This is a genomic window from Methylomonas rapida, assembly GCF_024360925.2.
Taxonomy (GTDB): Bacteria; Pseudomonadota; Gammaproteobacteria; order Methylococcales; family Methylomonadaceae; genus Methylomonas; species Methylomonas rapida.
Genome location: NZ_CP113517.1, coordinates 3,048,922 through 3,075,085, shown reverse-complemented (window position 1 = coordinate 3,075,085; position 26,164 = coordinate 3,048,922). Strand labels below are relative to the sequence as shown.

At 49.7% G+C, this 26,164-nt stretch carries 22 protein-coding genes and 1 pseudogene; 14 read left to right on the top strand and 9 right to left on the bottom strand.

Annotated elements, in window-relative coordinates; translation table 11 throughout:
- Window positions 1-6: 6 nt before the first annotated feature.
- The 13 genes and pseudogenes from NM686_RS14425 to NM686_RS14365 all read left to right on the top strand — a co-directional run bounded on the left by NM686_RS14425 (window position 7) and on the right by NM686_RS14365 (window position 13,427).
- The gene (locus tag NM686_RS14425; protein WP_255188536.1) at window positions 7-3,261 is read left to right on the top strand and encodes a DUF6079 family protein; all 3,255 of its coding nucleotides are present in this window, start codon (window positions 7-9) and stop codon (window positions 3,259-3,261) included.
- 69 nt (window positions 3,262-3,330) lie between these two features.
- Window positions 3,331-4,503, top strand: a pseudogene (locus NM686_RS14420) (IS256 family transposase); the annotation flags it as partial.
- 105 nt (window positions 4,504-4,608) lie between these two features.
- Complete coding sequence (locus tag NM686_RS14415) at window positions 4,609-5,859, top strand: ISL3 family transposase (protein ID WP_255187011.1); 1,251 nt, start codon at window positions 4,609-4,611, stop codon at window positions 5,857-5,859.
- Between the two features lie 142 nt (window positions 5,860-6,001).
- Window positions 6,002-6,208, top strand: a complete 207-nt coding sequence (locus NM686_RS14410) for a hypothetical protein (protein WP_255188532.1) — start codon at window positions 6,002-6,004, stop codon at window positions 6,206-6,208.
- Window positions 6,209-6,376: 168 nt separating this feature from the next.
- The gene (locus NM686_RS14405) at window positions 6,377-6,658 is read left to right on the top strand and encodes a 2-oxoisovalerate dehydrogenase (RefSeq protein ID WP_269021831.1); all 282 of its coding nucleotides are present in this window, start codon (window positions 6,377-6,379) and stop codon (window positions 6,656-6,658) included.
- 87 nt (window positions 6,659-6,745) lie between these two features.
- Window positions 6,746-6,898: a hypothetical protein gene (locus NM686_RS14400; RefSeq protein ID WP_269021830.1), complete on the top strand. Its 153-nt coding sequence runs from the start codon at window positions 6,746-6,748 to the stop codon at window positions 6,896-6,898.
- Between the two features lie 9 nt (window positions 6,899-6,907).
- A complete protein-coding gene (locus NM686_RS14395) occupies window positions 6,908-7,150 on the top strand; it encodes a UPF0175 family protein (RefSeq protein WP_255188530.1) in 243 nt (80 codons plus the stop codon).
- 293 nt (window positions 7,151-7,443) lie between these two features.
- Window positions 7,444-8,319: a restriction endonuclease gene (locus NM686_RS14390; protein ID WP_255188529.1), complete on the top strand. Its 876-nt coding sequence runs from the start codon at window positions 7,444-7,446 to the stop codon at window positions 8,317-8,319.
- Between the two features lie 184 nt (window positions 8,320-8,503).
- Window positions 8,504-8,812, top strand: coding sequence for a nucleotidyltransferase domain-containing protein (locus NM686_RS14385; protein WP_255188528.1), 309 nt, complete (start codon window positions 8,504-8,506; stop codon window positions 8,810-8,812).
- Window positions 8,809-9,276 (top strand): hypothetical protein, encoded by a 468-nt coding sequence (locus NM686_RS14380; RefSeq protein ID WP_255188527.1) that lies wholly within the window; start codon window positions 8,809-8,811, stop codon window positions 9,274-9,276. Before NM686_RS14385 ends, NM686_RS14380 begins: the two co-directional genes overlap by 4 nt.
- A 16-nt stretch (window positions 9,277-9,292) precedes the next feature.
- The gene (locus NM686_RS14375) at window positions 9,293-9,901 is read left to right on the top strand and encodes a class I SAM-dependent methyltransferase (protein WP_255188526.1); all 609 of its coding nucleotides are present in this window, start codon (window positions 9,293-9,295) and stop codon (window positions 9,899-9,901) included.
- Complete coding sequence (locus NM686_RS14370) at window positions 9,898-12,804, top strand: DEAD/DEAH box helicase family protein (RefSeq protein WP_255188525.1); 2,907 nt, start codon at window positions 9,898-9,900, stop codon at window positions 12,802-12,804. The genes NM686_RS14375 and NM686_RS14370 overlap by 4 nt, the downstream gene beginning before the upstream one ends.
- 35 nt (window positions 12,805-12,839) lie before the next feature.
- Window positions 12,840-13,427, top strand: a complete 588-nt coding sequence (locus tag NM686_RS14365) for a Uma2 family endonuclease (RefSeq protein ID WP_255188524.1) — start codon at window positions 12,840-12,842, stop codon at window positions 13,425-13,427.
- Here NM686_RS14365 and NM686_RS14360 read toward each other — a convergent pair.
- Both NM686_RS14360 and NM686_RS14355 read right to left on the bottom strand, forming a co-directional pair.
- Window positions 13,339-15,969 carry a DNA phosphorothioation-associated putative methyltransferase gene (locus NM686_RS14360; protein WP_255188523.1) on the bottom strand — a complete coding sequence of 877 codons (2,631 nt, stop codon included), beginning with the start codon at window positions 15,967-15,969 and terminating at the stop codon, window positions 13,339-13,341. The two genes, NM686_RS14365 and NM686_RS14360, sit on opposite strands and share 89 nt — an antisense overlap.
- Window positions 15,970-15,990: 21 nt before the next feature.
- Complete coding sequence (locus NM686_RS14355) at window positions 15,991-17,232, bottom strand: cysteine desulfurase family protein (RefSeq protein ID WP_269021828.1); 1,242 nt, start codon at window positions 17,230-17,232, stop codon at window positions 15,991-15,993.
- Between the two features lie 94 nt (window positions 17,233-17,326).
- Here NM686_RS14355 and NM686_RS14350 point away from each other — a divergent pair, with 94 nt between their 5' ends.
- Window positions 17,327-17,599, top strand: coding sequence for an HU family DNA-binding protein (locus NM686_RS14350; RefSeq protein WP_255188521.1), 273 nt, complete (start codon window positions 17,327-17,329; stop codon window positions 17,597-17,599).
- A 16-nt stretch (window positions 17,600-17,615) separates the two neighbouring features.
- Here the strand turns inward: NM686_RS14350 and traN are convergent, their stop codons facing one another.
- From traN to NM686_RS14315, 7 genes are read right to left on the bottom strand one after another with little or no spacing between them, the layout of a single operon-like run.
- A complete protein-coding gene (traN, locus tag NM686_RS14345) occupies window positions 17,616-20,393 on the bottom strand; it encodes a conjugal transfer mating pair stabilization protein TraN (RefSeq protein ID WP_255188520.1) in 2,778 nt (925 codons plus the stop codon).
- 2 nt (window positions 20,394-20,395) lie between these two features.
- On the bottom strand, window positions 20,396-21,427 hold the full coding sequence (locus NM686_RS14340) for a TraU family protein (protein ID WP_269021827.1): 1,032 nt from the start codon (window positions 21,425-21,427) through the stop codon (window positions 20,396-20,398).
- On the bottom strand, window positions 21,424-22,554 hold the full coding sequence (locus tag NM686_RS14335; protein ID WP_255188291.1) for a TrbC family F-type conjugative pilus assembly protein: 1,131 nt from the start codon (window positions 22,552-22,554) through the stop codon (window positions 21,424-21,426). The genes NM686_RS14340 and NM686_RS14335 overlap by 4 nt, the downstream gene beginning before the upstream one ends.
- A gap of 55 nt (window positions 22,555-22,609) precedes the next feature.
- Entirely contained in the window at window positions 22,610-23,200 is a 591-nt protein-coding gene (lepB, locus tag NM686_RS14330; protein ID WP_255188515.1) for a signal peptidase I, read from the bottom strand.
- A complete protein-coding gene (locus NM686_RS14325; protein WP_255188514.1) occupies window positions 23,178-23,495 on the bottom strand; it encodes a hypothetical protein in 318 nt (105 codons plus the stop codon). The genes lepB and NM686_RS14325 overlap by 23 nt, the downstream gene beginning before the upstream one ends.
- Entirely contained in the window at window positions 23,485-25,899 is a 2,415-nt protein-coding gene (traC, locus tag NM686_RS14320; protein ID WP_269021826.1) for a type IV secretion system protein TraC, read from the bottom strand. Before traC ends, NM686_RS14325 begins: the two co-directional genes overlap by 11 nt.
- Window positions 25,896-26,153, bottom strand: a complete 258-nt coding sequence (locus NM686_RS14315) for an RRXRR domain-containing protein (protein ID WP_255188287.1) — start codon at window positions 26,151-26,153, stop codon at window positions 25,896-25,898. The genes traC and NM686_RS14315 overlap by 4 nt, the downstream gene beginning before the upstream one ends.
- Between the last annotated feature and the right edge of the window lie 11 nt (window positions 26,154-26,164).

Below are 26,164 nucleotides of genomic sequence, written 5' to 3'. Positions count from 1 at the left end.
GGCGATATGAAAGATATTGTACAAGTAGACACCCATTACACCCGTTCTATCAACTTAGAACGAGATGCCGAGTCAAGCGATGTTCTTAGGGCTTATATTCCAACATCCCGTGCCGTTCAAACTTTAGACAAAATCGCACAAACATTTAACCAAAAGGCGATGCCTAGAGCATGGTCTTTAGTTGGGCCGTATGGATCGGGCAAGTCGTCGTTTGCTGCGTTTCTGGCGCATCTTTTAGAAAACCAGGAACGCACAAACAGCGTACTTGCCGAAGAAATTTTGCAGCGACACAATCCGGAAGTCGCGGAAAAATTTACCGCCTGCACACACGACTCTAATGCCTATTGCATAGTGCTATTAACCGGTAGCCCCGAGTCATTGAGCAAGCGGTTCGTTCAAGCGCTATACCAAGCTGCGGTCGGCTATTTCGAAGAAATTGAACCAAAAGGCAGGTCTTCAATCGTCCACGACCTAGAGCAAGCAAGACACCAAACACAAACAACCAGTGGAATTATCGAACTGTTAAAAAAACTGCGCGAGGCCGTGAGCCATGTTTCTGGCAAAGGCATTTTGATCGTCATCGATGAGCTGGGAAAATTTCTGGAATACGAGGCCCGCCATCAGGGTAGCAATGACATCTTTTTGCTGCAAGCACTAGGCGAATTATGTGTTGAAGGCGGGGATGCCAACATCCTGCTCGTGGTATTGATGCATCAAGCCTTCGAACAATACTCAAGAGGTCTTGCCGAAGTACAAAAACAGGAATGGTTAAAAGTACAGGGGCGGTTCGAAAATGTGCCGTTTCTGGAGTCAACGGAACAAACATTAAGAGTCATATCGGCGGCTTTTCACAGCCAATTAACACCGGCAGCCCGGCAAGACATTCAGGAACAGGTCACCGAAATCGTAGGCGTATTAGCCGAACAAAACGCCCTCCTGTCAGGATTGTCGGCAGATGCGGCCATAGACGTTCTGACAAAATGTTATCCCCTACATCCGATTGCGACACTGTTATTACCGACGCTGTGTCAAAAAGTCGCTCAAAACGAAAGAACCCTGTTCAGCTATCTCGGCAGTCAGGAATACTTTGGTTTTAAAGACAGCTTAAGTCGAATACAACATGTGGGTGACTGGGTATTGCCCTGGGAAATCTTTGAATATTTCATAGAAAATCAACCTTCGGCTACCACGGATCATGCAACCCACAGACGCTGGGCAGAAGTCATCACTGCTACGGAACGGTTGGGCGATGCCGAAGCTCGGGAAATTCAATTATTAAAAACCATCGGCCTATTTAATATCATTGGCCGTCAAACAGGATTTAAAGCCAGTCAGGAAATATTAACCCTGTGTTTCCCAAAATCGGTCGATGTGGAGCAAATGCTTAGGAATCTGCAGGCTAAATCCATTATCAACTATCGCAAATACAGCTCGGAATATCGGGTATGGGAAGGTAGTGATTTTGACCTTGATGCCGCCATTATCGAAACGACACAAAAGCTTGGTCGCGTCAATTTGGCTGAGGCACTGACACATCGAAACCAGCTGATGCCGGTCGTCGCCCGCAGGTACTCCATAACCAGCAGCGTATTGCGCTATTTTCAGCCCTTTTATGCAGACGTTACAACGCGGAATGATTTTTTCGAAAGTGTCGACCAACCCAGGGTCGTTTTCTTTTTGGCGGAAGGGCAAGACGAACGCGAGATATTCGGTGAAAAAGTCAGGACTTACCCTGACCCACTCACGATCTACGTCTTATGCGATAACGCCGCGCAAATCAAACAAGTGGTTTCCGAAGCGATTGCGTTGGAAAAAATTCAAAGCGAACGGGCGGAATTAAAGTCAGACCCCGTTTCGCAACGAGAACTGAAAGATCGACTCCAAACGGTGAACCGCTTAGAACTCGATCTACTCAATGCCTATTTGGAACAGCCCGAGTCTTTTGACTGGTATTGGAAAGGCGCTCAAACGCTCCTGAACAGCAAAAAGAACCTGCAAACCTTACTCTCAAGGGTTTTGGAGACGGTTTTTAATAAAGCACCGTTGATTAAAAACGAACTGATCAACCGCGACAAAACCTCGGGACAAGCCAATGCCGCAAAAAATAAACTGGTAGCGGCTTTATTGTCTAACCCCCATTTGGAAGACTTGGGATTCGATCCTAAAAAATACCCCCCTGAAAAAACCATTTATCGTGCGGTATTCAAAGAACCGGGTATTCATGAACTACACAATGGTGTGTGGCAATTCATTAATCCAAGTCCGACTAACAAATATCGATTTTATGACCTATGGCAAGCGATCGATGAACAATTAAAAAGCAGTCAGCGTCCGCAGCCGCTTGTCGACATCTATAAGCTGATAGAACAACCGCCTTATGGTGTGCAAAAAGGCGTGTCATCGCTGATTTTTGTCGGGTATTTTCTCGCTAACCAGCGTTCATTGGCACTCTACGAAAGTGGCGTTTTTTGCCCGCATGTAACGCAAGAGCATTTCGAAATCTTATTAAAGCGTCCCGAGTTATTTGCTGTTGAAGCGTTTGACTTTAGTGGAGTTCGTGCCGATTTGTTTAATCAATATCTAGAAAGATTGGTGGGTAAGTCGCCGGAAAATAGCACCCTACTCGACATCGTTAAACCATTGGCAAAATTCATCCATCAATTGCCGGCTTACACCTTAGCCACGCGGGAATTGGACCCAAAAGCGTTGGCGGTGCGCGACGCGTTCCAAAGCACGCAAAGTCCGATGCAATTATTGTTTAAGGAATTACCGGAAGCTTGTGGTTTCCCCCCCTATACCGACGAGCAACACTTTAACGGCAGTAACCCGAACGATTTTCTGAATGTGCTGGTCGAGTGCCTAAATATCCTGAATAAAGCTTATCAGAAGTTATTGTCCCAGTTTAAACGCCAGCTCTGCCAAGCCTTTGAACTGAGCGAACAGGAAGAGATCAGCACACTAAGACATGCGCTTAACCAACGTTATGCGGGTCTGGAAAAATACACCGTTGATGGGCAAGGGCTCAAAGCCTTCATCATAAGGCTGCAAAACGAAAAGGATACCGACCAAGGCTGGTTGGAATCGGTTGCCGCGTTTTTAGGTAGCGCACCGCCGGATAAATGGAAGCCAAACAATATCACGCAAGCCGATTATCGTCTGCGCGAATTCAGCGAGCGTTTAAAAGAATTAGCAGTAGTACACGCCGAACAACAAAAAGCCGATGTTGGCAGAGCTATAACTGAATCTGGTGTTTGGAGTTGAAGAGAAGCGGCGTATCTGGTTGATTATTTGTGACCAAACAAAACAATCAAACCCAAAGGATACGCCACGATGAAGAAGAGTAATGTAATCGACCTGTCGAGTCGAGAAGAGAACGCCGATCCGTTGACCGATCTGATCCGACAAGGGGCTCGCAAGCTGATTGAACAAGCGATCGAAGCCGAATTGGCGGCCTATATGGAAGCCTTCAGCGAAAGGACGCTAAACGATGGCCGAGCAGCCGTCGTCCGCAACGGTTACCAGCCGGAACGCGAGATTCAGACCGGCATCGGCCCGGTGCCTGTGAAGGTGCCGAAGGTCCGGGCGAAAGACGGCCAGGGCGCCACGTTCCGTTCGGCATTAGTGCCGCCGTATGTGCGTAAAACCCGTTCTCTGTCGGCGGCCTTGCCCTGGCTGTACCTGAAAGGCATTTCAACCGGTGAAATGGAAGCGGCGCTGGAAGTGTTGGTTGGCACGGAAGCCAAGGGTTTGTCGGCCAGCACCGTGGCACGCTTAAAACGTGAGTGGGCGTCGGAATATGCCGACTGGCGAACGACCCGCCTGGATCGCGATCAATGGGTCTATATCTGGGCCGACGGCATTTACAGCGGCCTGCGGGCGGAAGACGCCAAGCTGTGTGCCTTGGTCATCATTGGCGTCAATGAGCGCGGCGAAAAGCGCTTTCTGGCCATTGAAGACGGGGTACGCGAATCGACGCAGAGTTGGCGGGAAGTACTGCTGGGTCTGAAGGCGCGCGGCATGAATGCCCCTAAGTTGGCCATCGGCGACGGAGCGATGGGGTTCTGGGCGGCGTTGGACGAAGTGTACAGCGACACCCGACAACAGCGCTGCTGGATTCATAAAATGAACAATGTGCTGAATCGCGCCCCGCAATCGGTGCAACCCAAGATGAAGCAGTCGCTATACGACATTTGGCAAGCCGACACCCAGAAGAATGCCGAACGCGCCTTCGACCAGTTCGCCGCGCTCTATGACGCCAAATATCCCAAAGCGGTTGAGTGCTTGTACAAAGACCGGGGCGAACTGCTGGCGTTCTATGATTTCCCGGCCCAGCACTGGCAAAGTATTCGCACGACCAACCCGATTGAATCGACCTTCGCCACCATCCGCCACCGGACCACGCGAGCCAAGGGCTGCCTGTCGCGGGACGGGATGCTGCACATGCTGTTTAAGCTAGGACAATCAGCCGAAAAAACCTGGCGGCGCCAACGAGGATTCGATTATCGGCTCTTCCGTATTTTGCGGAGAAACCACTACATGTAGTGCTATAGTCTTTGCCTGCCACAGTGAGTTTTGCTAAGGTCGACAATTTAACGCTGGAGTATCGTGATGACACAGTCGCTACTTCAAATACCGCTGGATATACCTGATGTTTGTATCGAAAAAGTTGAAACCACCGCCAAAGGCGAGTTCATCATCACGGTCAGTAGTACGTTAACCAGTGCAACCTGCCATCAATGCGGCCAGAGGATCGATAAGTTTTATGGCTATGGCAGAGAAATCACCTTGCGTCATTTGTCGATTTTCGATCGGCCGGTTTGGATCAAGCTAACCCCCAAGCGCTATCGATGCCCTGACTGCCCCAAAGGTCCGACGACCACGCAACAATGTGGCTGGTATAACTGGAAAAGCCCCCATACCAAAGCGTATGAGCAGTGGATATTGCGTGAATTGATCAACAGCAGCGTGACCGACATGGACGTGAAGCACGGCATCAGCGCCGAAGCGGCGGAAGGGATTATCAATCGGCACGTGGCCCAACAAGTTGATTGGTCTGCCATCCAAGGCATTCGCTTGCTGGGACTGGATGAAATCGCTTTGAAAAAAGGGCATCAAGATTTTGTGGTCATCGTGTCGGCTATCGATACCGAGGACCATAAGCGGATTCTGGCGGTGCTGCCCGACCGCAAAAAAGAAACGGTTAAAGCCTTTTTGCAGAATATTCCCGAGGCACAGCAACACGCGTTACAACGCGTCTGCGTGGACATGTATGAAGGGTATCGCAACGCCGTCTATGAGACATTGCCCGGCGTCGAGGTGGTGGTTGATCGCTTCCATGTCGCCAAGCATTATCGAGACGGCGCCGACCAGGTCCGCAAGGCGGAAATGAAAAAACTCAAGAATACCCTGTCTGCCGAGGATTATGCCAAGCTGAAAGGCGCGATGTGGGCTTTTCGGAAGCGCTGGATGGAACTCTCTGCCGATCAGCAAACCGTTTTGCTTTTTCTATTCCAGCAAGCCCCCATTTTGCGAGAAGTCTATATCCAACGGGAGCTTTTGACGGGTATTTTTGAGCGCCGACTCAATAAGGCTGAGGCCGAAAAAGCCTTGGATCGCTGGATGGAGCATATCAAAGTCTTGAAGTTGAAGGGCTTTGATGCGTTTGTCAAAACCTATCAAAACTGGCGAAATGAAATCACCAACTATTTCATTCGCCGGGAAACCAGTGGCTTTGTTGAAGGGCTTAACAACAAAATCAAAAGCATCAAACGACGCTGCTTTGGCATTTACAATACCGTCCGCCTGTTTCAGCATATCTGGCTTGATATCGAAGGGAGACGGTTGTTCGGTTATGCATAACCCTATATGTCGGGGCTACTCCGCGAAATACGGAAGAGCCCGATTATCTCGCCAAAGTGATTGCCGGTGTCCCATTCAAGGACGGCATTGAAGTCGATACCACTGACCGGATCGCCGCTTGATCAACCACTGAACACCAGATTTGACAATAGCTCATGTTGGCAGCCAAGCGACTTTAATCCGCATCGTTAGCGAACAGGGAGAATATAGTGAAATTGCCTATATTACCGAAAAGCTCAAACAACAAGCCGATGCCAAGATAGCGGAACTGAATTTAGCAAAAGAGGACAAAGCCTTAAGGCAAGACATTTTGGCTAGATTGATGCAGGAATTAGCTAGCGAAGGTTAATATTTAAAAGTGATTCGTAACAGAATAAAGCACAAAAATATTGGAAGTAACTGTTCAGTCCCCCTCTTAGAAAAAGAGGGGATAGGGGAGATTTTTTGAATAAATCCCGCTCAATCCCCCTTTTTCAAAGGGGGAGGTGAATAGTTACTATTGGAATACTCTGGAGCGATGTTTCGTGACGATTACACAGCTTTTGATCGCGAAGCGCTTTTTATTAAAAAAATCAACTTAGATGATGCGCAAATGAACGAAATAATTTTTGTTGTAGAAGAAGCCGCAGAGGGCGGTTTTATTGCAAAAGCGCTTGGTTATTCAATTTACACCGAAGCGGATGATGTTGAACAACTGCATACTTATGTACGAGATGCGGTCGCCTGCCATTTCGAGTCAGACGAAAAGCCAAGCATTATTCGTTTGCATTTTGTCCGTGATGAAGTGATTGCGGCATGAAATTGCCTCGCGATCTAACAGGCATATTGCTTGCTAAAAGATTAGCAGTTTTTAGGCTACCAAATAACGCGGCAAACAGGTAGCCACATGCGGTTAACGACATTAGAAAAAGGTGAGCATCATATAACCATTCCGGCTCATAATCCGTTAAAAACGGGCATGTTATCGGCGATATTGAACGATGTTGCACAGCATTTTAATCTAACGCGAGATGACCTTTTAAGTCTTTTATTTGAATAGGACGATATTATGAATATCCAGCTTCAGCCCGAATTTGATGACATATTACAGCCGCTGGGCAACGCTGCGGCAGAGTTTTTTCTAGCGGCTAGCCTATATCATGCCCGTAAAATTAGCTTTGCCAGTGCCGCACAGTTGGCCGGCTTGGATTTTGAAAGCTTTAAAAGCCGCTTGATGGAGCACTTTAACCAAGGCTACATCTTGACTGAAGAATGCGTGTTAGAAGATATGCAAACTGTCGACAAGCTTTAACACTGTGAAAGTCGTACTTAATACCAGCCCGATTATTTTCCTCGGCAAGATTGACTGCCTAAAGGTTTTGACCGATTACGTTCGAGGCGCGCTAGCAGTAGGGTACGCATCGCGCACATTTAGAAGTTTTAGAAGGTATTGTACCGAAAGAAAGATGGTACGTGATGCGTACCCAACCAAGCTGTAAGCCTACGACACCAAAATGGCGTTCCATTATTGAATGGTTGAAGGTCAAATTTCCTGACTTCGATAAAGTTGATATTTAAGTAGTTTCCATTAGCATAAAGGGAATCATGGCAAGAAGAAAGAAAAGTACTGTAATTGAAGATTTGTACGAAATTACAGCAGTATTACCTTGGTGGGTAGGAGCACTACTTGCCATCATTGCTTACATCATTTTGCATCGTTATGCGATTGCTGAAGTACCGACGACGGCAGTACCCGGGCAAATCGGCCACATGGTTGTTGACCAAGTGACGAAAATGCTGGCGGTATACGGGCAATATATTCTCCCACTGGTGTTTATCGCTGGTGCAATTGCTTCGTTTTTGGGAAGACGTAAGCGGGAAGAATTAGTTTTAGTCACGGGCCGCGATAGTTCTGGCAATACGTTACGGAGTCTGAGCTGGCAAGAGTTTGAGTTGCTGGTTGGTGAAGCGTTCCGAATGAGAGGTTATTCGGTGAGCGAGACAGGCGGCGGCGGTGCAGACGGCGGCATCGACTTGATGTTAAAGAAGGGTGGCGAACTTTTTTTGGTTCAATGCAAGCAATGGCGAGCATTTAAAGTTTCGGTGAACATTGTGCGTGAACTGTATGGTGTGATGGCGGCACAAGGCGCAACGGGAGGATTTGTAGTAACTTCTGGCAGTTTTACAGAAGATGCAAAGTCCTTTGCCAAAGGACGAAATATCGAATTGATTGATGGTTCAGAGCTTAGTCGAATGATTGAAAAAGCGAAAACAGCTCGATCAATTCAGCAACCTCAAGCGGATATATCACCAAAGATTTTTGATGCCGCTAAACCCGAGATTATCCCAGCTACTCCTTCTTGTCCCAAATGCGGTGGCGCCATGGTAAAGCGAATAGCCAAACAAGGCGCCAATACAGGTAACGCTTTCTGGGGGTGTTCGGCATTTCCAAAGTGCCGTGGTGTCAGGGCTATCGATTAACGAAAGGTTTGTATGCACATTGGGCGGTATCTAAAATACTTTTAGTTTTAGCTTGGTGTGTTTCATGATTCTTTTTCCAATTGCGTGGCTTTTGATTGACTAAGAGGTAGGGTACGCAGCGCGTATCTTTAGAATCTACCATACTGAAAATGCCTGGTATTAGAAATATAAATACAGTAAATGTATGCGCATAACCCAAATACAAAAGCATATTATTTGTGAAACCGCTGAAAAATATTTTGGCTCGGATGTGCATATTTGGTTATTTGGGTCACGGGTAAACGACCAAGCCAAAGGTGGTGATATCGATTTATATATAGAGCCCTCAATACAAAATATCGCCGATTTAGTGATGGCCAAGTTACAGTTTCTAAGAGATTTACATAAAAAAATGGGTGAACAAAAAATTGACGTGGTTTTGCGTCGGCTAGATAGTTCGTTGGAATTATCGGTTTATCGAATAGCCAAACAAACCGGGATCATGCTGCGATGAACGAATCATTAGTTGAAATCATCAAGGTTTGTGATCGTCATGCCGATCGCTTACGCTGGGCTATGACAGAGCTTCAAAAACACCGGCCTTTGTCGGAACAAACTCTGGCTCAATTGAGCGATATCGATTTGGCCATTCTCGATCAATTTTCAACCCGCTTTGCCAAGTTACAAGACGCAATGGGGGCAAAATTATTTCCAGCGGTTCTGGAGCTGACTAAAGAGCCCGGCGATTTGAAAGCTTTTATCGACAAGCTTTACCGACTGGAAAAAATCGGTGCCATTCCTTCTGCGGACAATTGGCTGTTGATGCGAGAAATAAGAAACGCTTTTTCACATGATTATCCGGATGACCCGAGTATGCAAGCGGAAGTCTTGAATAAAGCGCTTGAATTGTCGATACAACTTCTGGATGTGCTGAAGACCGTGGTTGATTTTGTTAAGCCATACATCAATAAATCATAGGCTTTTAGGAAAATTGATGATGGACGAAAAATCTAACAGAACTCTGGATTTCTATAATACGCAAGCCCCCCAATATGTTGCGGAAACTGTTGATTTGGATGTTTCAAATATCCGCAATCTTTTCTTGAATCATATTCCTGAAGGCGGCCATATCTTAGATTTAGGCTGCGGTTCTGGTCGTGATAGTCGGTTTTTTCTCGCTCATGGTTGTTCAATCACTGCAGTCGATGCTTCTGATGAGTTAGCAAATCTCGCCAGTGAATTCATTGGTCAACCGGTGGAGAATCTGTCATTCCAAGAGATTGATTATTTAGAAGCATTTGATGGTATTTGGGCTTGTGCCAGCCTACTGCATTGCCCTAAATCGGCAATGGGTGGTGTGATGCAAAGAATGACCAAGGCGTTGAAACCTAATGGCATTATCTATATGTCGTTCAAGTATGGAACGGACGAGCGTATTGATGAACGAGGACGTTTTTTTAACGATTACACGGAAGCTAGTATGTCTAAGCTGCTTGCCGAGTATGCGGAGTTGCAGATTGTAGAAATATTCACTGAAACAAAACCTTTAAGAAGCGGTTTCCAAACATGGTTGAATGTCTTCGCAAGAAAACACGTTAAATGACGGCAAACAACCATCAATATTTGATCACGGGTGGCGAGGACCCCTTTCGGCCAAAGCTGATCAATGACATCAATTCAGCCAAAAGAATCGATATTACGGTTTCTTTTATTCGGCAAAGCGGTTTACGGTTGATACTCGATGCCCTGATCGATGCGCTGGATCGGGGCGTTGAAATGCGTATTTTGACCGGTGATTATCTGAACGTTACCGAACCGATGGCTTTGCGCCATTTGTTGCTGCTGCAAGAATCCGGCGCCGACATTCGAATCTTTGAAACGCGCGGCAAGCAAAGCTTTCACATGAAAGCCTATATCTTTACCTTTTCCGGCGAACACGGAGAAAAAAGCGGCCACGCTTATGTTGGCTCTAGCAACATCTCAAGTTCCGCATTAAATCAAGGCTTGGAATGGAATTTAAAAGTCGAGCTGGAAGAAAATCCGGCGAGATTTGCCGAGATTTGCCGGAAATTCGAAGCTATTTATTTTCACGAAAATACCCAACGGCTTTCGAATGCTTGGATAGCGGTCTATCAAAAGCAGTTTGAACATCAGCCGGTCCTGCTGTTTCCTGAATTAGAGCCAGAAGAACCGTTATTGCCCCCAGAACCCAATGCCATTCAGCGGGCGGCACTGCTTGCACTGAAACAGACGCGAATTGAAGGTTATAAACGCGGACTGGTTGTCATGGCGACAGGGCTTGGAAAAACCTGGTTGGCTGCGTTTGATAGCGTGCAGTTAGCCAGTGAAAAAGTGTTATTCGTCGCCCATCGGGAAGAAATTCTGACGCAGGCTGAATATACCTTTGTTCGCATACGTCCCGAAGATAAGGTGGCCCGTTATAGCGGATTAGAGCATCAACTTGAAGCGGATATGCTGTTTGCTTCGATCCAGACCTTGGGTAAAGCACATCATTTGCATAAATTCGCGGCAGACCATTTCGATTACATCGTCGTCGACGAATTTCACCATGCCGCCGCGCAAACCTACCGCCAATTATTGAACCATTTCCAGCCGCGTTTTTTGTTGGGATTGACTGCCACTCCGGAACGAACCGATCAGGCCGATATTCTGGCGCTTTGTGACGATAACCTGGTCTACCGCCGGGATATGTTCGACGGCATCAATTCCGGTCTGTTGTCACCTTTCAGTTATTACGGAATAGCCGACCAAGAGGTCGATTACCAAAGCATTCCTTGGCGGAATGGCAAGTTCGATCCCGAACAATTGCAGAATAAGTTGGCGACCACGCGGCGCGCCAAACATGCGTTGCAACGCTGGGAAGCGTCGAAACAAACCAGAACATTGGCGTTTTGTATTTCTAAAAAGCACGCGGATTATATGGCCGATTATTTTCGGGATCACGGTTATAAGGCGGTTTCCGTGCATAGCGATTCCAATATCCGCCGCAATGACGCACTATCAAAATTAGAGCAAGCCGAAATCGACATTATTTTTTCCGTCGACTTGTTCAATGAAGGTGTTGATTTGCCCGCCATCGACACGGTGTTAATGTTAAGGCCCACCGATTCTAAAATCATTTTTCTGCAGCAATTGGGGCGAGGCCTCAGGACGCATTCTTTGAAAGAAAAGCTAGTGGTGTTGGACTTTATCGGCAACCACGTTAGCTTCTTTCGCAAGCCCGAAGCCTTGTTCAAAATCGGAGTGTCGAAAAAGGAGCGGGGTGAGTTTATAAGACAAGTTCAAACGGGCACTCTAAAACTTCCACAAGGCTGTTTCGTCAACTACGACCTTGATGCCATCGATTTTTTGGCAAAACTGATCGCCACAAACATCGATACTCAGGAGCAGTTTTATCGTTCGCTGAAAGAAGCAAAGGAACGCCGGCCGACATTAGCGGAATTTTATCAAGCGGATGGCGATGTCCAGGCGATCCGTCAGCATCATGGCCAGTGGTTGGCATTTGTCGATGCCGAGCATGACCTGTCGACTGAACAAAGGCAGTGTTTGCAACGCTTTCAAGCGTTCTTCAAAGAGCTTGAAACCACCACTCTAACCAAGTCTTATAAAATCGTGCTTTTGGAAGCATTAATCGAACTTGACGGCTTCCAACAGGCAGTCGATATTACCGAATTAGCCGTAACCAGTTTTAATGTTATTCAGCGCCGACGAGCATTGCTTTCCGATTTGCCGGATCGTTTCAGGGGGCTCAATCAATTGGATGACAAACACCTAAAGCGTTGGTATCGGTACTGGATGGATAATCCTATCAATGCCTGGACAGGCGGCAATATTAGGAATGCCAGCCGGGCTTTCTTCAAAGTCGAAAATGATCGATTGATTTTCCAAGGCAATATACCGGAAACCGAAATTGACATATTTCTGGAATTTGTCGGTGAATTAATCGATTATCGCTATATGCAGTACGAAGCAAGGCCGGAGAAAAAACAGCCCATTCAATCCGAGCCTAAAGCCAATGTCATTAGCATCGAAAAAGCCAGAAAACAGCGCATTCCCTACTTTCCGGATTTGAAAATCGCCTGCGGCCACTTTAAAGTCAGTGAACACGATGAAGAGACTGTTCGCAAGGTCTCGTTGCCGGAGCAATATGGTCACCTGGATGCGAACAGGCATTTCATTGCGCACGCGACCGGTAATTCGATGGATGGCGGCAAAAATCCAATCAAGGATGGCGACTATCTTTTGCTCGAAGTAATTACCCCCGATAATGCGGGAAGCATTAGCAATCAGATCGTGGCGATTGAACGGCAGGATGTTTCCGGAGACGATCAATATGTATTGCGATATGTACGAAAACGGGGATCGGGCCAATATGAGTTGATCGCAAACAATCCTGACTATCAGACCATGCCTGCAACAGAAGATTTGCGGACATTTGCTCGGCTAAAGGCCGTGATTGATCCGGATGATCTGAACGATGTCTGATTTGAGATGAATAGAATAAAAGAGGGGGACAATCTGTGTTGAAGCCCAAAAATATAAACATAGTTACCGAACAAGACTACTTGCAAGGCGAATTAATCAGCGATGTAAAACACGAGCTGATCGATGGTTGTGTCTATGCAATGGCTGGTGCCAGCGCAAACCATGAGCGAATTGCAGGCAATCTTTACAGAAAGTTTGGAAACCATTTAGAAGGTTCTCCTTGCGAACCCTTCGGATCAGACATGAAGGTCAAAGCAGGCTCAAACTTTTTTTATCCGGATGTCAGTGTCGATTGCCACTTCGATGAATCCCAGCCGTATTATGTGGAGTCACCCATCATTATTGTCGAGGTGTTGTCGAAGGCTACGCGCAAAATGGATGAAACGGTTAAATTGCTTTCCTATATCAATATTGCTAGCTTACAAGAGTATGTATTGATCGAGCAGGATTATATTGATATTCAGGTGATTCGAAGAAATGAATCTTGGTTGCCAAGACACTACTTTCTGGGAGATGAAGTAACTTTTGAATCGATTAACCTGACATTGTCGGTCGAAGAGATTTACGCTCGGGTGCATAACGAAGAGATGCTTGAATTTTTAAGCAATCAAACGTCGCAATGATTGTACGATTTTTAGATAAGTTTCGTTGTCGTTTTCGCGGAACCTGCCGCCCTGAGTCAGTTATGACTAAATCCACATATTCTCTTTTTTGTTCGGGGCCGAAGCTGACATGGATGGGGCGATTCTCGCCATAAAAGTACAGCCGGTCATAAGGCGTATTTTCGCTAATCCAATCGGCGACTTCTCGCATGTTTTCATCGTCGACAATGAAATCAACCGCAGCGCCAAGCCTCGGGCAAATGTGATTTTTTTGGGTGTTCACTTCATGCGCGGCATGTTGATCGAGTTTAGGCGCCACGCGTTTTTTAATGTGCTTACTCAATTCATGCGAACAAAAACCGTAAGTTAGTCTGATCATGCCAAAATAATCGATCACGGGGTCGATTATATTGACCGCCAGATCGTATAGCGCATTATAGCTATGGGCTTGTTTGGGGAGATTGGATATACCCGTTGCTTGTTGAGTTTCTCCGCATTCGATCAGTTGCCGATAAGTCAGATTGCTTCCACACTGCTCATCGAGTTCTGGTATTGAACGACTACGAATCAGGTCAAAACCATCAATTTCCCAGCGAGCGCGGGCTAAAGTTTGCCGAAACTCTTCTGGTTTTGGTCCATAACCGCTCAAGTCAAATAGGTTTAATGCTTGTAATTGCTCATCAAAATTGAGCTGCTCGGCGAAGTGCGGAAATTCCTCGTTGATATAGCGGGATTTTAAATACAGATTAGTGGGTTCAAAAGCGTCGCCGTACTCGTATAGATCGAACGTTTGCTCTCGCAGATTGATTTTGACCTGCTCCAGCAAGCGCGGGATGGCTTGATTCTCAAAGTCGTCATAGCGCATCAGGCTTAATTTGCCGGATTGGATATGAATTTTGATTAAATCCGTTTGTTCGATATCGCCATACAAAAGCGTGGCACAGCCAATGTATATCCGCAGCAAAGCCGGCAATTCCTGAACCATGCGGGTGTGCAGATGGAGAGCCTCGCCTTCATCCAGAAATCCTAGACCTTGTTCTGTCGCGTGTTGGCAGGCTTCGGCAATGAGCTCGGCATGGCTGATTTTGAATAAAATCGATCTGGCTGTCTCGATGGCATTTTGATAATCGCCAAAAAAGGCCTTGATGTCTTTTTGCAGCCCTGCTTCCAACTGTTTGTACGGCTTGCGCTTGGAAAAGGCCTGTAGTGCGAAATAGGTGATTAAGTCTTCGATTTTGCTTTGTCGGGCTTGTTCGAATACCGCTGCTTCGTTGTTGTCCAGCGTAAAGCGTATGGCTTTGCTGATGCTGCCAAAGGCTTCGGTGAGTTCGATCAGCGAATCGATTTCCGATTTGTCGGGTAACCGCCCTAGTTCCAGAATTTTCTGCCAAAGTGGATCGATAAGGTGTTTGTAAGCCAGATATTTCTTCTCGTTTCGAGACAGTTTTGGCTCAGCGGGTGAAATGGGCCGATGCGATAAGCGTAAAACGTTGCGTTGGCTGCGTTGCCTGCCGAGCAGAAAGCGCTGTTCGGCATCTGGATTTTTAAACACAAAAAAGATACCGGGAGCGACAGGAATCGCGTCCGTCTCTAATGTCTCGGTTAAAAATTCCTTGAGCTCGCTTTGGGTATAGTATTTTTGGAAGGTATTGCGTTGAGTCACGACGCCATCGTTAAACGCTTGGCCTTTTAGTGCGTTTTGATTGAATAACATGGCGGAAACCACTAGCACTTGGTTAGCCAGGTTATAAGCGCCAAGCAATGCTTCCAGTCTCTCATGATAGTTTTCGATGACATTGATCACAAAGCCCAAATTAACAATGTCGGCGGCTTGCTTTGGTTGATCCGGCGCGTAATGCGGGTCCCAGCCGGACACGGTAAGATCGTTTGCCGAAAGATTGCGAATGTCGTCGCCTTTGCCGCAACCGTAATCGAATACAGTTAACGAGCCATCTAAAAAACCGTGACGCGCCAGGCATTGCATCGGCGCGGATAAATTACTGCGGGAAAGCGCCGTGAGATGCCGGGAAATGCTTGTGCTTTCTAGAAATTCAAAGGTTAGGCTATCGCTGGATTCATCGTTGCCAATCGGCACAAATTGGTAATCGATGATTTGAAAGCCCTTGTCGCGGATTAACGCGTTCCAGGCTTGTTTGAAGCCAATCCTGATGGTATCGTCGAATAAACCCAGTTGTTCGGCAGTCTCGGTTAATTGAGTAAATTGCTGATAGTTCGGCGCATCGCCGCTGAGTAATAACTCCTTGCGATGCAAGATAGGCGGATTTAACGAGGTTTGATAACTGCGTTTTTCGACTCTTTGCGTTGTCAGATCAATCCGAAAACTCGTCTCTAGGGCAGGGAATGGCTCTTCGAAGAAATTCGGATACCATAGCAACGACAGCATTTCGGATTTGCCGTCATACTTGATGACGTTGTAATCAAGGCTTGGTTTTAAATGGGCTAAAACCTCGGCGGCTTTGACTGTCTGTTGTACTTCGGAATCTTGACAGACCGTCAGGCTGTAATGCCAATAAACATTATTGAGAACTTTTTTGCCGAGCATGAGGTTAAGCCATAGTGCCATTTATTCTAATGCCAATTCCCTTAAACGCGTGACTTCCTCACCAATGCGTTGTCCGGCCCAGGTAATTTCATCGACGGTGGTGTAGCGACCAAAACTGATGCGCACCGCTCCATAAAGTCTATCCCCTTCAATGCCCATGGATCGTAAAACGTGCGATGCTTCGACGGCGCCGCTGTTGCAAGCCGACCCGGACGCGATAGCCACTTCGTCTCTCAGTGCAATAATTAAAGATTCAGAGCTGACCTGTTCAAAACTGACATTGATGATATTAGGCAACTTTTGTTCTTGGTCACCGTTGAAATAGACATCGCCTAGCTTGCTTAGTTGTTCGGTCAATGCCCGTGCTAAGGCAGTTGCGTGCTTATAATCCGCATCCCGAGTGTTGTTGATCAGTTCAAATGCTGTTGCCATGCCGGCAATTTGGTGGGTCGGCAAGGTACCTGGCCTTAAGCCGTGTTCTTGGCCACCGCCATGGAACAAGGGGATGAGATTAAGCTTTTTTCGATTTCGGACATACAGGCCGCCAATACCTTTAGGGCCGTAAAATTTATGCCCAGAAAGCGAAAGTAAATCGATCGGCGATTCGGATAAATCGATGGACAGTTTGCCGGCGCTTTGAGCCGCGTCGACATGAAAAAAAACATCTTTTTGTTCAAGGGCTTTTGCAAGCTGATGAATGTCGTTAATGACTCCTGTTTCATTATTGACATGCATGAGCGAAACCAGAATGGTCTTGCTGGTGATGGCTGACAAAACTTGGTCAACGCTGATTTTGCCTTTCATATCGGGTCGCAGATAAGTGACACCAAAACCTATCGATTCAAGATACTTGCAGGTATCTAATACGGCCTTGTGTTCGCTTGCCGAAGTAATGATATGTTGACCTTTATTTCGATAACCGAGCGCGATACCTTTGATGGCTAGGTTGTTGGATTCTGTTGCACCGGATGTGAATATCAAATCGCTGGGCTTACCCTTTAGACAAGTCGCTATTTTTGTTCTGGCGTTTTCTACCCGCTCATGGGCGCGTTCACCAAAATTATGTTGCAAAGATGCGGGATTTGCGAAGTTGTCGCCTAAGGTAAGGCTGCCGCAGAGCGCTTTAACCGCCTCTGGCGCCATTGGGGTGGTCGCTGCGTAGTCTAGATAAATTCGGTTCGCCAAAATGATTGATGGGTTGTTGTTAGGAATAAGCCAATCATATATCCCTTCGCTTGGAATATGAAGTGATGCATACTTCATATTGGTAGCTTGCTTCTTAAAGAGCATGTACTCAGTTGTTACAAAAATGAACTAACTTTACACGAGTTTTTTTCTAGCTTAAATCAACACTAATATGAACAAATCCGACCTCATCGACGCCATCGCCAGCCACGCCAACCTGACCAAAGCCGACGCCGGCCGGGCCCTGGATGCCATCACACAATCAGTCCAATCCGCACTGAAAGCAGGCGATTCCGTGGCTTTGGTGGGCTTCGGTACCTTCGAAGTGAAAGAGCGCGCCGAACGCTCTGGCCGCAATCCTCAAACCGGCGAAACCATCACCATTGCCGCCGCCAAATTGCCATCCTTCAAAGCCGGCAAAGCCCTGAAAGACGCAGTTCAGTAAAGGGTTAGCCGCAAGTCTATTGCGGCCCCATGCCCCAGCCTTCCAATTCCGACTGCCGTTTGACCGTAGGCACGTCCAGATCGGTCATCCGGCCTTGAGTGCGGGTTAAGGTGTCTTGCCGGCTGCTGGAGGTGGCGCCGTATTTTTGCGGATTGAGTCGGCTACCTGTGCCGGTGAGTTGATCTAGATTGAGCATGGATGCTGCATTGGCAGCGGTCGGCAAATGCCCGGTCTGCGCCAGAATTGCCAACCATTCGTCGAGATTCACTTGTGTCCAGTCCACACGGTCCAGATCCGCGACTTTTATGCCGGTACAGCTTGGACTTTCCGGTGTACCGAAATCCATGCCCAACTGCGGTTTGATTTGTTCATTGAGGATGCGCGCTAGCGGCGAATTGTAGCAACAGTAACTTTCCTTGCGCACCCAACACACCCCTGCCACCTTGCTCTCGCAATAGGTGCCGAGGTCCGTGCAGACTTTGATCTGTTTCTTGGCGGCGAGTTCGTATTCCGGTTCCTCGCAGGAATAGACGATCTGGATAATCATGATGATGATCATCACCACGGTATACGCCGTCATCAAGGTGCTGAGCAGTTCGCCCGCGACCGCGGCACCACCACCCAGCTCAACGCCGCCCGATTGTGCAGCTGGGGTCAAGTTGCCCGCCGAGTCGAAGGCCGCCTGGCCGCCGGCACTGAACAAGGCATTGCCGGCGGCTTCGCCAAAGGTCTGGCCGATCCATTCCGCTACCGACTTCATTAATTCGCCTTTCAGCGAATCCAGTAAACCTTGTGAAGCAATATCGCTGGTACTGAGCATGTCGGTACCGACCAAGTCGTTCACCGTCGAGGCAAAATCCACCTGAAAACTGTTCCAGGCATCGCCGGCCAGCGTGAACGGGGTACGCATGGTTTCCCAGGCGCCACGGACGATGGAGGTGCTGTCCATGGTCATGACGGCGCTATCCATCTGACTGGTCGCCAACAGTAAATCGATATAGCGTCCCAGTCCCATCGCCCCAGCCGGCGTTTCACAGCAATCCACCAAGCTGAGCGCGCCGCCGACCATCTTGCAACTGGCGGGTTTTCCTTGGAACACCTGGCAAGTTGTCGGATCCTTTTGCTGAAGATCGGCGTTGGCGTAGTCGCAATGCAGATCCATGGCCATTTGCTGGGCGCTGTTGAGTAAGGCTACCGCCTTGCTGAAATCCTGGCTCTGCGTCCGATTCACGCTGATACAGTCTTCGCCCATGCAGCGAATCGGCCCGGCACACTGCTGTTGGGTATGGCTTTGAATCTCGGGAATGCCCACCGTTTGCCCGCAGTCGTAGGTATCGACACTGTCCCAACAGGTGCCTGAGGCGAGTACACTGGTACATTGGCTTTTGATAAACGAGCAGCCTTGGGTTTCCAACGACGCACAACTCTTGTTGGGTATCCCGTTCGCCGGCGGTTCTAAACAGTGGGTGCCGGCGGTATCGGTCCAACATTGACCGTACTGATTCAGGTCGCAGTTTCCAGCCGCCTGGATACTCATACAGGTATTGCTTATTCCACTTGAGCTGGCCACCGGCGCTTGGGCCAAATCGGAACCGCAGACCATCACTTGCGACGTGGGATCGACGTAACAGTCCGAGGCATTGGCGGGATCGTTCGAGCAACTCAATTGGCTGCCGGCCTGGCAAATGCCATCGGTAATTGCGTTGGCCAAGTTTTGGCAATTCGGCCCGCTCCAGCTCCATTCGTCCTGGGTGATCAGTTTCGACAGGTCATAGCGCAGCCGAATCCGCGAATAGCCTTCGCCGCGTCCGGAAACGCGGGTTTCTTCCTTGAACACCTTGATGCCGCTACTGTTGAAGGCATACAGCACATTAGTGTTGGGATATTCGTTCCAACTGGTGTAAAGCTCGCAATCCCCAAACCAACCGCTGGATCCTGTATAGATCAATTGATTATCGTAATAAACCCGAGTGTGGTCATCGTATTTGACGTACTCCAGGGTGGCGCTAGTGATGGCTTCCGGATGCAAGACTTCGTATTTGACCTGCCAGGTAAACAAGCCGCAATCCGATTCCCAGTAATCATCACCGACCCGGCCGACATACAAATCCATGCAGCCCGGACCGCAACTGGAAAACCCACCGTCGCCACTGACGAAGCGGATCAAGGGCTGTACATCGACTTGGTGAGTGGCGGTGCAGCTTTGTGGTACCGTCGGTTGCCGTAAGCAGAGTTGATAATCCGGCACGCGCAATGACTGCTGAGTTTCGGTTTGGGTCGTCGTGGTCGTGCAGTCCGCGAAAGACTGTGCCCACGGGGTGAAATTGCTGAACACTTGATCGCCGGCTTGCCAGAGTGGGTCAGCCTGTAAGTCCGGGTGTGACTGGTGAGCGTTGTCCATCAGGGTACGATAGGCTTCGCCGGTGAAGCTGGTTTCACCGTTCAAGGCTGTCTGTGCGTTCAACCCAGCAGCAATGGTGCCTGGGTTATTGCCGTAGAGATTGGCAAAGTCTTGGAGTGTGGTCGTGGCGCTATCGGTGTCCGGAAACAGGGTGCCGATCGAAATGGTACTTTCTTGAGCCGTTTCTGGATTCAAGGTCAGCGTGCCGTTGCCGGTATCCAGTGGAAACGCAAAACCGTCTAGGACTTGCTGACCCAGTTGTTGGCCATCACGCCCGGCCGCCTGAATCGCATCCGCCCAGGAGACGCCAAACGGGGTCCAGGCCAGCGTAACGCAGAGTACCGCTGAAAGGCTTTGTGTGATCAGTGCTTGGAGTTCAAATATCTGACGCATCGCTATAGGCCAACACAACAGTCTTGCCAACGCCACAGCAGGTAGAGATGATCTTCACCCGGCCCCGGATAAGTGCGGCCGGCACCCCAATTGAAGGTCGTTTCGCCAATGGCGTGATTGGACTGGGTTTCAGCGACCGGATAAAACATCGATAGCCGGTATTGCGATTTCGGGATAAACGGATAGATAGTGCCGCCGCATAAAGCATCGTTGCCTGAGGTTTTCCAAGCCAACCCGCGCCGATGCAAGGAGGCCGTCGCCCGTGTCGCTAACAAGCTGGTAATACGCGGATCGGTACCGTAACTGGTCGGCGATATGCCGGACAACGGATACATGTGCCCCCAAGCGCCAGCACACCAGAACAAGGCGTCCAGCGGATTACCGGTGGCCGCCGCTGCGGCATCGGCGACGCACGCTGAAATGGCCACGGGATTGGCAAACAGGGCCGTCTCCGGACTGGTAAAAAACGCCAATAAGTCGCTATTCCAGGTCGGATCCAATTCCGAGACATACAGCAAGTCAAAATCCCGGTAGCCATCGCTGTTACAGCGGCCATCCCAAAACAGATCCAGCAGAATGGTCAGCGGAAAGGCGAAATAGTGGTAATTGAAAAATGACATCTCGCTGGCATCAAAGTCGGCTTTGCCGGTAGTGGCGATCAGACGCACATTCGAAGCACTGAACTTATGCCCGCCCAATGCCGGCGAGCACCAGGGATTGCGGACGATCTCGACCAGTCGAGCCGGATTCCATAGGCCCATGGTCATGCCCAGTTGCGGAATACCCATCGGATCGGTGCAGAAGCAAAACTTCTCATCGGTGGCGATGCTTGGTACGTTGCCACCGCCCAGCGACGCCCCGGCTGCATGAATCGGAAACAGACAGCTCCAGCAAATATCGGTAATCAGTTTGCCGGACCACAGTTCGGCGTCCGAGCACAACGGGTCGATGCTATTCGTCGTGGTTTCGGCAACAAGCGGCGTTGCCAGCGTTATCAAGCTTCCCAACACCCAAGGCAACAGCCATTGCTTCATGACCGCTCTCCTGTTGAGGCCGGCAGTTTTCGCTCACGAACCAGTAGACAGTTACCGGCTTGTTCGACAATCGCCGGTACCTGCTGTAATTGAAAACGCCTGCGCACATCCGGCGTCAGCAGATACACAGGCGATTTCAACAGCGTTTCCAAGTTTTTAAGATCCTCCCACCCAGCTTCACGCGACAATTGCGTGGCCAGATACATCACACGGGCCTGTTTGTCCTGACAGGACTGATGCCGAATCAGCTCGACTTGAGCCGGCACCGTGGCATCGAACACCATCAGGCATAAGCCAAACGGCATCTTGGCCAACGGATTGACGGTTTGTCCGGCTCGGACGATCATCTGACCGTTTGGCGCTGTCAGATCGCGCGGGGCGGTGATGGTCAGATCGACGGTCCGATCACGATCGGCCTGAGCCGTGGGTAAGTCTTCAAATTTTTGTTGTGCCCAGAATCGAGCGATGGCTTGTTGTTGCTTGTGTTTCCAGTCGATGGCCGCCATCCGGTGTTTGATCTCTTCGAGCAAGTCGATTTCGGTAATTTCGCCAACATCGCCCAAGGCGCCCAAATCACCCTGCTTGCCGGCTTTGATCTGCTCGTCCAGCCAGGGCAAACTACTGACACCGCGAGCGTGTAAACGGGCTTTCCCGTCCTGCTCGACGACGATATCCGGCACCGATGACACCGACCAACGTTGAAAACGGGTGGGATCGATAATGATGTTGGGCAACGGCTCGATGCCTTTCAACAAGCGTTTGAGGTCGGCCATCAACGCCGGTAGTTTTTGACCAGGTTTGGGGCCGCGAAACACCAGCAACACATCGTCTCGGCCTGAGGCCTCTTCGAAGATGCTTTTCAGCGCGGACTCACTCAGCGAGAAGGAGACAAACAACAACGTGAGTGGTTTGCTCGAAGGATTTATCGGCAGGTGACTTTTCGAACCCGTCGATAGAACATTCGTTCGAATCGCCTGCGAGGCGTCCAAGACTTGCTGCGCCTGGCGTTTCACGTCCAACTGTTCAGATTGACCGGTCAACCAGTCGGGTCGAGGCTGTCCTTCCAAGGCCTGCAAAATGGCTTGAGAACGTTGCAGCCAAGCTTCTTCTGCTTGAACCGCTTGCACAACGAACCAGCAAAGCAAACAGAGCGCCGAATGCCGCCAAGGAAATTGAGGTGGCTCAAAACAACGCATAGGCCCGTCCAATCACTTGATGATCGTAGACATAGCCCCAGTAACGCGAATCGAAGCTTTTGTCGGTTTGCCCGGTCACCCAATAGGCGGCCGGTGGAATGGTTTCATGGCGTTTGAAAGCGGAGGGGGCTTTGTTCAGTTTCTCCGTGAGTGGCAATCCATCGATAACCCGTTCGCCGTTAATCGTGGTGTGCTGCGAGTCGACGTGTATAGTGTCGCCCGTGACGCCGGCGGCGATTTTGACGATGATCTGCCCATCCTTAAAAAAGGGTGCCATGCGCTCGGCGCGGAACGCGATCAAATCGCCGCGCCAGATGTCTTTGTTGTGGGTATCGATCAGATACACCCATTTATCCGGTAGACAGCGATCGACCTGGTCATCGCCGCCGATTAGAAAGCGTTGACCGATATAGCGCTCCACCGCTAATACCAGCAATAATATCGGCAAGGCTTTCCCGATGAACCGCAGCAATGCGGCACGGGTTTGATAGGGTCTCTGCTTGGCAGTGGAGGTCCGTGCAAGTGTGTATTTCGAATGATTGGTTTGCATAACCTTACCGGGTTTGATGTTGAACATAAACATCCTCCGGTGCAGCCACCACCGCCGTCGAATCGATCACCAGATAGCCCGCATCACTGAGTTTCTTGGCCTGGCTCTGCCAGTCGTCGACGATCTTGGCCATTTGTTCCTGGTTGGCGTTGGGCGGTATCGATTGAATCAATTTGGCGCGATCGAGCACGAACACCGGCGTGACCAGATTCAGGCGCACCAAGGGTTCCTGCAGTTGCTGTTGTGCTGTCAGCCAACCGCCGATGCCGCCCAGACAGGCTGCGATGAAAATGGTGCTGAGCCATTGCGATTTAGGATCCATAAGTGCTCTCCCTGGGTTTGCTGCAGCGACTGTCGATGAGTTTTTGAATGGCATCACCCAGACTCAAGCCTTGCCGGCGCAACTGCTTCAAGGCGTTGACGTCTTCGGGTTTGGTGGAGAACAGAATGCGTTTGTAAGGATCGACGATCAGGCGGCCAATCCCTGAGCCCATTTCGGTGATGAAGAAAATCTCGGAATAGGCGCCGGGCAAGGTATGCACGGTTTTCAGGAGTTCGTAGCCGCCGTCCGACAACGGCAAGCGCCGATCCTGCTTCATGCCTTCGATGACTTCGGCTTTCTGGCCAAGCAAATACATATTCGCCGAGTTCTCGACGATGGCCCGGCCTGCAGCATTGCGGTACAAGTCGTTCACCGACTGGGTAATCGTCACCGCTGCACCGCCGTATTTCCGGAAGCGCCGGTAGCCATGTTCCATGAACTTGGCGACATCGCCTTCGGTGAGCAAATCCCAGGCTTCGTCGATGATGACGATCTTCGGGCGGTTGCGTTCGCCCAGATACATTTCCTGCTGGATCTGGTAGATCAATTGCAAAAGTACGACTTGTTGCAGATGCTTACGTCCTTTTAGCTCCTCCAATTCCAATACGGTAAAGTCGCGAGCGAACTTGGCGTTGTTTTTACCGTTGAAGTAGCGACCGTATTCGCCTCGGGTGGTGAATGGAAACAACTGCTCGCCGACATCCTTCAAACGCTGATCGGCTTCGGTACACAGGCATTTTGCAATGTCGTCCACCGACATGGATTGGGCTTTTTCAGTCCACAGTTGCTTCAATATCCGCTTGAGACCGGCGGTTTGAAAGTCGGTGAGTTTCTCGGTCGGCGCCGCCATCTGGCTGACTAAGCCGGCCAGCATGTCGGCTTCCTCCTCGAAGTTCTGCACGATCTCGAACGGGTTCATGCAAATCCCCGAACCGTGAGTGAACTTGACGAAATCGCCTTCCAGAACTTCGCAAAGGTTTTCATAGGAGCGGCCAACATCGATCGCCCAGATTTGCGCGCCTTCGGTCAGGTAACTGACGATGATCTCGTTGGTCAGAAAGGATTTGCCTTTGCCGGATTCGGCGGCAATGCAGAGGTTGTAGTTACCGGTGGTATCGAACAGCGATACGGCCATGTGTTCGCCGTTACGGGAAACGAAATTCAAGGTCGGCGTACCGGTGCCCGCCCAATCACCAAATAGCGGCAATAACGGAATCGCATGCCGGGTAGCCAGGGTGCGGTAGCGTTTCAGGTCGGCAATCGCCGAACGCTCCGGCCCGAACGGCAAACAGTTCAGGAAAAACGGCAGGCAGAAATACTTGTCTTCCAACAGCTGAAAACCCAGCTCCCGAAAATACACTCGGGCATTGGACACCGCCGCCGCTTCTTCTTGTTCGTCGCAAAACAGCAACACACCGAAATAGGCCCTGATTGGCCGGTCGCCGTCACGGTAGGCATCGAACAACACGTCGAAATGGTGTTTACGCTGCACCAACACCGGCAAAAACCGGGCGATTGGTGTATTGACCTGGTTGGTAATGAATTGCCGCACACCTTCCTGCCGGGTACGGGTTGATTCGGCATCGGGATAATGCAGGGTCAGACTGAGCAAAGCATTCTGGCGAATGCCACGCGTGCCTGAGAGAATGTCGCCCAAGTAACTTTTGGCGCTGCCAAAGTAAAAATGATCGGGTGTGCGTTTTGCGGACAGCGTCTTGACGCGTTTTGAGCCAAGCCAAATCCCTTTTTCGTCGGTCTGTAAGGCGTTGTCGTAATCCAGCAATTGGTCGCGGATGAGTTGGGTGGGATCGCACTCGGGGACCACACGGTCTTTCCAGCCGGCATCGGGCTGCCAGTTGAGAATCGTGTTCAGGATACGGACATACTGATCGGCACCCAAAACCTCCGGATATAAGCCGATGGTCGACAGTGATTGTTGGGTGGCCATTTGTAATTCGCTGGCACGGCGGATGTCGGTTTCGCTCGGTCGGGGGGATGCCATGGGGAGTTTGACGCTCACCAGAATGTGACTGCGCCGGAGGCGTGCCCCTGAAATCGCTTCCGGGGCTTTGGTCGTACCCCGCCGCAGGAATTCCACGCTGGCCTGGGTCATGGTTTTATAGGTCGACTTTTGCTGCTTGAGGCGCCGCGTTTGCATGATAGCCAGCGACTCTTCGATGTCCGGCGAGGTCCAAAGGCTCACCTGCAACAGCGTGTCCGTCGGCCAGTCCTGGTTCAGCAACACGTTGACCCGCGCGGACACGCTGGCATCCGCGCCGGTCAGCGGTCGGCACAGAAAGCCAAAACCAATGCTGCTATCGGCCATCAAGAACAGATGATGGTCAACTTCGTAAGCCAGTACCGTGAATAACTGATCGGCACGGGGGCGTTGCACGGTGGTCATAGTGCTTTATCCTCTTCATAAAGTTGCTGCAAGGCTTCGGCTGGACATTCCGGATGTAAACGAATCGTGAAAGGATGCCGGCAAACCCGAACCGCACGCTTTTTGCGTTTCAACTGCCGGGCTCTAGCCGGATGACAGGGGTTGATCGGCTGGCCATTGGCGGCTTGGACCTTGACGCTGCGCGTGGCCTTCGCTGATGGACAAGGGCGGCGGTTGCCCGCCGCGTTCTCGGTATCAATACTTGAACCGGTCATCGTTGTTCCAG